The 9,842-nt window shown below is 59.0% G+C and carries 9 protein-coding genes; all 9 read left to right on the top strand.

Annotation, left to right across the window (positions count from 1 at the left end):
* Positions 1 to 2,247: DUF3400 domain-containing protein (locus tag IBX54_RS09295; protein WP_296542375.1), on the top strand; the 2,247-nt coding region annotated here is incomplete at its 5' end.
* A 32-nt stretch (positions 2,248 to 2,279) separates the two neighbouring features.
* Positions 2,280 to 2,693, top strand: a complete 414-nt coding sequence (locus IBX54_RS09290) for a DUF971 domain-containing protein (protein WP_296542374.1) — start codon at positions 2,280 to 2,282, stop codon at positions 2,691 to 2,693.
* A 165-nt stretch (positions 2,694 to 2,858) separates the two neighbouring features.
* Positions 2,859 to 3,590: a bifunctional demethylmenaquinone methyltransferase/2-methoxy-6-polyprenyl-1,4-benzoquinol methylase UbiE gene (gene ubiE, locus IBX54_RS09285; RefSeq protein WP_296542373.1), complete on the top strand. Its 732-nt coding sequence runs from the start codon at positions 2,859 to 2,861 to the stop codon at positions 3,588 to 3,590.
* Positions 3,591 to 3,650: 60 nt separating this feature from the next.
* The gene (locus tag IBX54_RS09280) at positions 3,651 to 4,640 is read left to right on the top strand and encodes a TIM44-like domain-containing protein (protein WP_296542372.1); all 990 of its coding nucleotides are present in this window, start codon (positions 3,651 to 3,653) and stop codon (positions 4,638 to 4,640) included.
* 35 nt (positions 4,641 to 4,675) lie between these two features.
* Entirely contained in the window at positions 4,676 to 5,227 is a 552-nt protein-coding gene (locus tag IBX54_RS09275) for a hypothetical protein (protein WP_296542371.1), read from the top strand.
* Positions 5,224 to 6,792, top strand: a complete 1,569-nt coding sequence (gene ubiB, locus IBX54_RS09270; RefSeq protein WP_296542370.1) for a ubiquinone biosynthesis regulatory protein kinase UbiB — start codon at positions 5,224 to 5,226, stop codon at positions 6,790 to 6,792. Before IBX54_RS09275 ends, ubiB begins: the two co-directional genes overlap by 4 nt.
* 81 nt (positions 6,793 to 6,873) lie before the next feature.
* Positions 6,874 to 7,209 carry an FmdB family zinc ribbon protein gene (locus IBX54_RS09265; RefSeq protein ID WP_296542369.1) on the top strand — a complete coding sequence of 112 codons (336 nt, stop codon included), beginning with the start codon at positions 6,874 to 6,876 and terminating at the stop codon, positions 7,207 to 7,209.
* A 22-nt stretch (positions 7,210 to 7,231) separates the two neighbouring features.
* Complete coding sequence (locus IBX54_RS09260) at positions 7,232 to 7,870, top strand: DUF502 domain-containing protein (protein ID WP_296542368.1); 639 nt, start codon at positions 7,232 to 7,234, stop codon at positions 7,868 to 7,870.
* A 51-nt stretch (positions 7,871 to 7,921) separates the two neighbouring features.
* Positions 7,922 to 9,724 (top strand): aspartate--tRNA ligase, encoded by a 1,803-nt coding sequence (gene aspS, locus IBX54_RS09255; protein ID WP_296542367.1) that lies wholly within the window; start codon positions 7,922 to 7,924, stop codon positions 9,722 to 9,724.
* Positions 9,725 to 9,842 lie beyond the last annotated feature (118 nt).

The raw sequence follows: 9,842 nt of genomic DNA, 5'->3' as shown, positions 1-9,842 counted from the left end.
TTCAAGATCAACGAAGACGTGGTGATCCCGCTGCCGCGCATGGCCGAGTACACCGACGGCATCGAGCGCATCAACATCGAGCTGAGCTTGCGCAACAAACTGGCGCTGTGTGATGCGCTGCAAGACTTTTTCAGACAACGCCAACTCCCCGTGGGCCGGCAAGACGACGCCGGTGAGATTTCTGCGTCCGAACTGCTGGAAGACCGCGTGGCCCAGGCGCTGGCGCTGCTCGATGAGGTGCGCGCGTTGTGGTCAGGCTGGCTGCGTGATGTCGAGACGCTGTTGCCCCAACTGCAAGACCATTCGTTGCGTGCCAGCTGGAAGACGCAAATTCGTCAGCCGCTGCAGCAGATTTTCAGTGGCGTGGCGTTCGGGGCCATCTTGAAGGAATGCAACGCCATTCACCAGCGCGTGCTCAAGGGCCGGGTTTGGGTGGCGCTGCACATGCACGCCGGTGACGGCAATGTGCACACCAATATCCCGGTCAACAGCGACGACTACGACATGCTGCAAGCGGCTCACGGCGCGGTCAAACGCATCATGGCGCTGGCACGCAGCCTGGACGGCGTGATCTCGGGCGAGCACGGCATTGGCATCACCAAGCTGGAATTTTTGAGCGATGCCGAACTGCAGCCGTTCACCGACTACAAGGCCAAAGTGGACCCTGAGGGACGGTTTAACAAGGGCAAGTTGCTGCGCGCCGAGCCCACCGCAGGCCGCTTGTATGCCGACCTGACCAACGCCTACACCCCCAGCTTTGGCCTGATGGGGCACGAGTCGCTGATCATGCAACAGAGCGACATTGGTGCCATTGCCGACAGTGTGAAAGACTGCCTGCGTTGTGGCAAGTGCAAACCGGTGTGCGCCACCCATGTGCCACGCGCCAATTTGCTGTATTCGCCGCGCAACAAGATTCTGGCCACCAGTCTGCTGGTGGAGGCCTTTTTGTACGAAGAACAGACGCGCCGGGGCGTCAGCATCAAGCACTGGCAGGAGTTTGAAGACGTGGCCGACCACTGCACTGTGTGCCACAAGTGTCTGCAGCCCTGTCCGGTCAACATCGACTTTGGCGAAGTGTCGATGAACATGCGCAACCTGTTGCGCAAGATGGGCAAAAAGTCATTCAACCCTGGCAGTGCGACGGCCATGTTCTTTTTGAACGCTACCAACCCCGAGACCATCAAGATGGTGCGCGCGGGCATGGTGGGCATTGGCTTCAAGGCACAGCGCCTGGCCAACGACTTGCTGAAAGTGCTGGCGCGCCGACAAACCAACGCGCCGCGAGCCACGCTGGGCAAGGCACCGGTCAAAGAGCAGGTGATTCACTTCATCAACAAAAAAATGCCCGGCGGTCTGCCCAAGAAAACGGCGCGCGCGCTGCTGGACATTGAAGACAAAGACTACGTGCCGATCATCCGCAACCCGCAAGTGACCACGGCCGAAACCGAGGCGGTGTTTTACTTTCCGGGCTGTGGCAGTGAGCGCTTGTTCAGCCAGGTCGGCCTGGCCACGCAGGCGATGCTGTGGCACGCCGGCGTGCAAACCGTGCTGCCACCGGGTTACCTATGCTGCGGCTACCCGCAGCGCGGCAGCGGCGACTATGACAAGGCCGAAAAAATCATCACCGACAACCGGGTGCTGTTCCATCGTGTGGCCAATACGCTCAACTACCTTGACATCAAGACCGTGGTGGTGAGCTGCGGCACGTGTTACGACCAGCTGCAGGGCTATGAATTCGACAAGATATTTCCGGGCTGCCGCATCATCGACATTCATGAGTTCCTGCTTGACAAAGGCATCACGCTGCCGGCCGGGCAGGGCGGCTACCTCTACCACGAGCCCTGCCACAACCCGATGAAGCTCGGTGACGCCATGCAGACGGTGCGTGCGCTGGTGGGCGACAAGGTGCTCAAGAGCGAGCGCTGTTGCGGCGAAAGCGGCACGCTGGGCGTGACACGCCCCGACATTTCAACGCAGGTGCGTTTCAGCAAGGAAGAATCCATCCGCAAAGGTGAAGCCGCGCTGCGCGCCAGTGGTGCCGTCGGCAGCAAAGACAACGTCAAGATTCTGACCAGCTGCCCGAGTTGCCTGCAGGGCCTGATACGCTATGAGGATGATTTGCAAAATGGACTGCTCGAAGCCGACTACATTGTGGTCGAGATGGCCAATCAGATTTTGGGCAAAGATTGGATGGGCGATTACGTCAAGCTGGCCAATGACGGCGGCATCGAGCGCGTACTGGTTTGAATAACATGATAATTTGGAAGAGGTGACACACCATGGCAGGTTTACAAAGCGGCGCACCAGCGCCCACAGACATCACGCTGCACAGCCAGTCGCGCGTGCTGGAAATCAGTTTCTCTGACGGCGAGCAGTTCCGCATCCCGTTTGAATTGATGCGCGTCTATTCGCCTTCGGCCGAAGTGGCGGGTCATGGGCCAGGCCAGGAAGTGCTGCAAACCGGCAAGCGCGAGGTCACCTTGACCGGGCTGGAGCCGGTGGGTAACTACGCCGTGCAACCGTCGTTTTCAGATGGCCACGACACCGGCATTTTTTCTTGGGACTATCTTTATTTTCTGGGTTCGCAGCAGGACCAGTTGTGGGCCGACTACAACGCACGGCTGACGGCCGCCGGGGTGGATCGTGACGCGCCCATGCCTAAAAAAGCCGGCAGCAGTTGCGCCAGCCATTGAGGCACTTTTTAACGTGAAACAACGTCGTCATTGCACACAGTGAAGCAATCCATGCCCCCAAACTGCATAGATTGCCACGCCGCTTCGCGGCTTGCATCGACGACCGTGTTACATCATTTGGGGCAACTGAGTTGCCATGAAAGTTAGTCTTACTACTATTTAAATATGAGCACCACACACTTTGGTTTCCGTACCGTAGAAGAGGCTGAAAAAGCCAAGCATGTCAAAGGCGTTTTTGACTCTGTTGCGCCCAAATACGACGTCATGAACGACCTCATGTCGATGGGCCTGCACCGCCTCTGGAAAGCCTACACCGTGACGGTGGCCAACGTGCATGAGGGCGACAAGGTGCTTGACATTGCAGGGGGCACCGGTGACTTGGCCCTGGCGTTTTCCAAAAAAGTGGGCGCGAGCGGCCAGGTGGTGCACACCGACATCAATGAAGCCATGCTGCGCACCGGCCGTGACCGCCTGGTCGATGCCGGCGTGGTGTTGCCCACGCTGGTGTGCGATGCTGAAAAACTGCCGTTCCCCGACGACCATTTCAATCTGGTCACCGTGGCTTTTGGCTTGCGCAACATGACGCACAAGGACGTGGCGCTCGCCGAGATGAATCGGGTGCTCAAGCCGGGTGGCAAACTGCTGGTGCTGGAGTTTTCCAAAGTGGCCAAGCCGCTGGAAAAGGCCTACGACTGGTATTCCTTCAAGGTGCTGCCCAAACTGGGCGAGTGGGTGGCGGGCGATGCCTCAAGCTACCAGTATCTGGCCGAGTCGATTCGCATGCATCCGGGCCAGGAAGAGCTCAAATCCCTGATGAAGGTTAATGGCTTTGGCCATGTCGATTACCACAACTTGACCGGGGGTCTGGTAGCCTTGCATGTAGGTATCAAATGTTGAATTGATTCGACGCGTTGCCTATCCGATCACTTTTATTGGCAGATGAATTTTGGAGATGGTATGAAACGATGGCTTCCCTTGGTGACGATATGTCTGGTGCTGCTGGCGGGGCATGCCGACGCGGCCCGACGATTTGGTGGCGGCTTGTCGTTTGGCAAGCAGTCCAACAATGTGACGCGTCAGGCGGCACCTGCGCCTACCGCGCCATCAAAGGCGGCTACCAGCACCGCGCCGGCCAACACTGCGCCGACTGCCACCGCGCCTAAACGGCCTTTGGGCGGCATGCTGGGCGGGTTGGCCGCTGGCTTGGGTCTGGCCTGGTTGGCCAGTTCGCTGGGTCTGGGTGAAGAGATGGGGCAAATTTTGATGCTTGCCTTGCTGGCCATGCTGATCATGGCCGCCGTGACCTGGTTCAGGCGGCGTAACAATGCGGCTTCTCAGGCGTCTGCTTCGCCTTTTGCGTTTCAGGGCGCTGCCTCAAGTGCGGCTGGTCAGGCTGCCATGCCCGCGAGTTACCGTCCGGAAAATGTGGGCAATGATGCTTCTGCGCGCCCTTGGGAGCGCAACACGGCAGCCTTCGACGCGACCCTGTCTGGCTCTGCGCCCCCGGCCGCAACGGGTTCCATGATTGGCTCCGGCCTGTCGGGTTCACAGACCTGGGGCATCCCCGAAGGTTTCGATTCCGAAGGTTTCCTGCAGGCGGCCAAGGCCAATTTTGTTTCTTTGCAGGCGGCTTGGGACAAGTCTGACATTCCTGCCTTGCGCGTCATGATGACCGACACCATGCTCAAGGAAATCCAGGCGCAACTGGCCGAGCGTCAAGCCCATACCGGCGGCCCGGTGAACCAGACCGAAGTGGTGATGATCGAGGCGCATTTGCTCGGTATTGAAGACCTCGGCGACGAGTACATGGCCAGTGTCGAATTTACCGGCATGATTCGTGAAGAGCCTTCTGCAGGAGCGAGCCCGTTCCGCGAAGTCTGGAACATGATCAAACCCAAAAGCGGCCGCAGCGGCTGGCTGGTGGCGGGGGTTCAGGCCCTGCAGTAAGCGCAGTCTTGCGATTTCAGGGAATAATGGGGTCTATGGCAACACAGACCCCTTTTGCATTTTTGGAGAGTTTTGCAGAAAAACTCCCGCTTCCCAAATTTGCCCCGCCGGCTTGGGCCGTCAGCGAGGCCCAGCGACGCATTGTTTTGCTGCTCAACCACGTGTTGATGCAGGAAAGCGAAGCCATGACACGGCTGGCGCGCCATCAGGGCCAGATCATGCTGGCGCAATGGCGCACGTTTTACTTCAAACTGGTCGCCACGCCTGCCGGGTTGCTCGATCTGGCAGACCCCGAGGCCAAGCCCGATCTGGTGCTGACGGTCACTGACGAGTCGCCGCTGGCGCTGGCGCAGGCGGTCTTCAAGGGCGAAAAGCCAGCGGTGCGTATCGAAGGCGATGTGCAGTTGGCGGCCGAGGTGAACTGGCTCACCGAGCATGTGCGCTGGGACATGGAAGAAGACCTGGCGCGCATCATTGGTGATGTGCCGGCGCACACCCTGAGTCAGTTGGCCCAGACCATGAGCACCAGCCTGCGTCAATTTCTGGCCAAAGCAGCAGCGTTCGCGCCCGGCAAGTCGGCCAAATGACCAATATTTTTCGAGGCGCCTTCATCCTCTGGGTGATGTTGCGCAATGGCCTGGATGAGCTGGTGCTCACCAGCTTCAAGAAACCGTGGTTGCTGCGCCTTGCCCGACTTCTGACACTCGGGCGCAAGCTCGACGCGCCGCGCGGTCAACGCATCCGTCAGACCCTGGAGAGCCTGGGCCCCATTTTTGTCAAGTTTGGCCAGGTGCTGTCCACGCGGCGCGATCTGCTGCCGCTTGACATTGCCGACGAGCTGGCCATGTTGCAAGACCGCGTGCCACCGTTCCCCAGCGAGGTGGCCATCAGCATCATCGAGCGCGCTTTCGGGAAGTCGGTGGACGATATTTTTGTCTCGTTCGAGCGCCAACCGGTGGCCAGCGCTTCCATTGCGCAAGTGCATTTTGCGGTGCTCAAAGACCGCCATGGCAATCCTCAGGATGTCGCCGTCAAGGTGCTGCGCCCGGGCATGTTGACCGTGATCGACAAAGACCTGGCACTGCTGCGCATGTTGGCGGTCTGGGTTGAAGGTCTGACAGAAGACGGCAAGCGCCTGAAGCCGCGCGAGGTCGTGGCCGAGTTCGAGAAATACCTGCACGATGAGCTTGACCTGGTGCGCGAAGCGTCGAGCGCTGCGCAACTGCGTCGCAACATGGCTGACCTCGACCTGGTGCTAATTCCCGAGATGTACTGGGATTACTGCATGCCCGAGGTGATCGTGATGGAGCGCATGAAGGGTGTGCCCATCAACCAGGTCGAGCGTCTGGTGGCTGCCGGGGTGGACATCCCAAAGCTGGCGCGCGATGGCGTCACCATCTTTTTTACCCAGGTGTTTCGCGACGGCTTTTTCCATGCCGACATGCACCCTGGCAACATCCAGGTGAGCCTGGATCCGGCTACCTTTGGGCGCTATATTTCGCTCGACTTCGGCATTATTGGCACCCTGACCGAAGGCGACAAGGAATACCTGGCGCAAAACTTCATCGCGTTTTTTCGCCGCGACTACAAGCGCGTGGCCGAGTTGCACATCGAGTCGGGCTGGGTGCCCGCCAGCACCCGGGTTGACGAGCTCGAAGCCGCCGTGCGCGCGGTGTGCGAGCCATATTTTGACCGGCCGCTCAAGGAGATTTCGCTGGGCATGATCCTGATGCGGCTGTTCCAGACCTCGCGCCGTTTTCAGGTCGAAATCCAGCCGCAGCTGGTGCTGTTGCAAAAGACCCTGCTCAACATTGAGGGCCTGGGGCGCCAGCTTGATCCAGAACTGGACTTGTGGCACACCGCCAAACCGTTCCTTGAAAAATGGTTGGTGGAGCAGGTCGGTCCCAAAAAATTGTTCAAGGAGTTGCGTAACGAAGCGCCACGCTACGCCAAGATGCTGCCCGAGCTGCCGCGCTTGTTGTTTGACTTTTTGCAGCAGGCGAGTGCCAAGACCAATTCGCTGGAGCTGCAAGCCTTGTTGGCCGAGCAAAAAAGGACCAACAAACTGTTGCAAGCCATCATGTACGGCGGCATTGGTTTTGTGCTGGGCTTGATCGTCATGCAGATTTTGGTGCGGGTGCGCCTTTTTTGACGGCTTGCACCCCGTCGGCGCCGGGCGGACGGTGCACTTTATAATCATCGGCTTTGCGACTCTTTCTTTCGCTTCAATACCATGCCTATTTACGCTTATAAATGCAACGCCTGTGGCCTTGCCAAGGATGTGTTGCAAAAGATGTCTGATCCGGTGCTCACCGAGTGCCCGGCGTGCGGCCAGGCGAGCTTTGTCAAGCAGCTTACCGCCGCAGGTTTCCAGCTCAAGGGTTCGGGCTGGTACGCCACCGATTTCAAGGGCGGCGGCAGCGCGTCCACGGCAACTGCGCCTGCGCCGGCAGCAGAAGCGGTGAAGACGCCCGCCACCGACAGCGGTGCCAGCACCACCAGCACCACTGCCAAGGCTGATACCGCGTCGGCCGTTGGTTGCGGCACCGGTTGTGCCTGCCACAGCTGAGTCAATTGCGCTGAAAGTTCCCGTGCCCTTTAAAAAATACCTGTTGACGGGTCTGCTGGTCTGGTTGCCCACGGCCATCACCTTTGCCGTCCTGTTGTGGTTGATGGATTTGCTCGATGGTATTTTTGTCGGATTGCTGACGGTGTTGCAGGCCGTTTTGCCGGAATCCCTGACTGGCACGCTGGAGTACTTCAAGCATATCCCCGGCCTTGGCGTGATCCTGGTTTTTGGCGGTCTGCTCATCACCGGGGCGCTGGTTTCCAACGTGGCCGGGCGCTGGTGGCTGGTGCAGTGGCACCGCATCCAGACCAATATCCCGGTATTCAAGACCATTTACAACAGCGTCAAAAAGGTTTCTGACACGCTGTTTTCAAGCAACGGCAATGCGTTTCGCACCGCCTTGCTGGTGCAGTATCCGCGTCCCGGTGCCTGGACGGTTGCGTTTCAGACCGGCACACCGGCCGGCGAGGTGGCGCAGCACCTGGGCCCGGACTTTATCAGCGTTTATGTGCCCACCACACCCAACCCCACCAGCGGGTTTTTTCTGATGATGCCGCGCAGTGATGTGATTGAACTCGAAATGAGCGTCGATGAAGCGCTGACCTATGTGATTTCGATGGGGTCGGTGGCTCCCACTGCCTCCGGGATTGCGCCCAAATAATTTTTTTGACAACCCTGCCACTTCTTTGAGGTGGCTTTAGAAAGCAGTTTTATGGCAATGCGTTCTCATTATTGTGGATTGGTCACCGAGGCCTTGATGGGCCAAGCCGTCACGCTGTGCGGTTGGGTTAACCGTCGGCGTGACCACGGTGGCGTGATTTTTGTTGACGTGCGTGACCGCGAAGGCTATGTGCAGGTGGTCTGCGACCCCGACCGCGCCGAGATGTTTGGCGTGGCCGAAGACCTGCGCAACGAGTTCTGCATCCAGGTCAAAGGCCTGGTTCGCGCGCGTCCGGACGGTACCGTCAACGCCAACCTCAAGAGTGGCAAGATCGAAGTGCTGTGTCACGAACTCACGGTGCTCAACCCCTCGGTCACGCCGCCGTTCCAGCTCGACGAAGACAACCTCAGTGAAACCACGCGTCTGACGCACCGGGTGCTCGACTTGCGCCGCCCCTACATGCAAAACAACCTGATGTTGCGCTACCGCGTGAGCATGGAAGTACGCAAGTTTCTCGATGCCAACGGTTTTGTCGATATCGAAACCCCGATGTTGACCAAGAGCACGCCGGAAGGGGCGCGCGATTACCTGGTACCCAGCCGGGTGCATTACGGCCACTTTTTTGCCTTGCCGCAAAGCCCGCAGCTGTTCAAGCAGCTGCTGATGGTGGCGGGTTTCGATCGCTACTACCAGATCACCAAGTGCTTCCGCGACGAGGACCTGCGCGCCGACCGCCAGCCCGAATTTACCCAGATCGATATCGAAACCTCGTTCCTGGACGAAGAGGAAATTCGCGAGATTTTCCAGGGCATGATCAAGACTGTGTTCCAGAACACCTTGGGCGTTGACCTGGGCGAGTTCCCGGTCATGAGCTACCAGGAGGCGGCGCGCCGTTTTGGCTCGGACAAGCCCGACCTGCGCGTCAAGCTCGAATTCACCGAACTCACCGACGTTGTGGGCGACGTTGATTTCAAGGTGTTCTCGACACCTGCCACCACCAAAGGTGGCCGCGTGGTGGCGCTCTGTGTGCCGGGCGGCGCCGAGATCACGCGCAGCGAAATTGACAACTACGGTGAATTCGTCAAGATTTATGGTGCCAAGGGCCTGGCCTGGATCAAGGTGAATGACGTGGCCAAGGGCCGCGACGGTCTGCAAAGCCCCATCGTCAAAAACCTGCACGATGCCGCGCTGGCAGAAATCCTCAAACGCACTGGTGCCAAAGACGGCGACATTTTGTTTTTTGGTGCCGACAAGGAAAAGATCGTCAACGATGCCATTGGCGCGTTGCGCATCAAGATTGGCCACAGTGCCTTTGGCAAGAAAAATGGTCTGTTCGAAGACCGCTGGGCGCCGTTGTGGGTGGTGGACTTCCCGATGTTCGAGCACGACGAAGAATCCAACCGTTGGGTGGCTGTGCACCACCCGTTCACCGCGCCCAAGGACGGCCATGAAGACCTGATGGTCACCGACCCCGCCAACTGCATCTCCAAGGGCTACGACATGGTGCTCAACGGCTGGGAAATGGGTGGCGGCTCGGTGCGGATTCACCGTGCCGAGGTGCAGAAAAAAGTGTTTGATGCGCTCAAGATCACGCCCGAAGAAGCGCAGCAAAAATTCGGCTTCCTGCTTGACGCGCTGCAATACGGCGCGCCGCCGCATGGTGGCCTGGCTTTTGGCCTGGACCGCATCGTGACGCTGATGACCGGTGCCGAGTCGATCCGCGACGTCATCGCCTTCCCCAAGACCCAGCGCGCCCAGTGCCTGTTGACGCAAGCCCCCAGCCCTGTTGATGAAAAGCAGTTGCGCGAATTGCACATTCGCCTGCGCACGCCGGAGGCAGCCAAGGCGGGTTGATTCAGCCTGGTTTGACATCGAAGACAAAGGGCGCTGCCAAGAGCGCCCTTTTTTGTCTTGCCTTGATGGCTAGAATGGCCAATCGAAACCTGTGAGGCAAGCATGCAAACCACCGCTA

The sequence above is a fragment of the Rhodoferax sp. genome (assembly GCF_014859475.1).
GTDB lineage: Bacteria > Pseudomonadota > Gammaproteobacteria > Burkholderiales > Burkholderiaceae_C > Rhodoferax.
The sequence above is the reverse complement of the archived record's forward strand: the minus strand, read 5'-3'. Positions and strand labels throughout refer to the sequence as shown.

Excerpts from the sequence above, each read along its gene's own strand:
- aspS (WP_296542367.1), top strand. The coding sequence starts at position 7,922 with ATGGCAATGCGTTCTCATTATTGTGGATTGGTCACCGAGGCCTTGATG.
- IBX54_RS09265 (WP_296542369.1), top strand. The coding sequence starts at position 6,874 with ATGCCTATTTACGCTTATAAATGCAACGCCTGTGGCCTTGCCAAGGAT.
- ubiB (WP_296542370.1), top strand. The coding sequence starts at position 5,224 with ATGACCAATATTTTTCGAGGCGCCTTCATCCTCTGGGTGATGTTGCGC.
- ubiE (WP_296542373.1), top strand. The coding sequence starts at position 2,859 with ATGAGCACCACACACTTTGGTTTCCGTACCGTAGAAGAGGCTGAAAAA.
- IBX54_RS09290 (WP_296542374.1), top strand. The coding sequence starts at position 2,280 with ATGGCAGGTTTACAAAGCGGCGCACCAGCGCCCACAGACATCACGCTG.
- IBX54_RS09275 (WP_296542371.1), top strand. The coding sequence starts at position 4,676 with ATGGCAACACAGACCCCTTTTGCATTTTTGGAGAGTTTTGCAGAAAAA.
- IBX54_RS09280 (WP_296542372.1), top strand. The coding sequence starts at position 3,651 with ATGAAACGATGGCTTCCCTTGGTGACGATATGTCTGGTGCTGCTGGCG.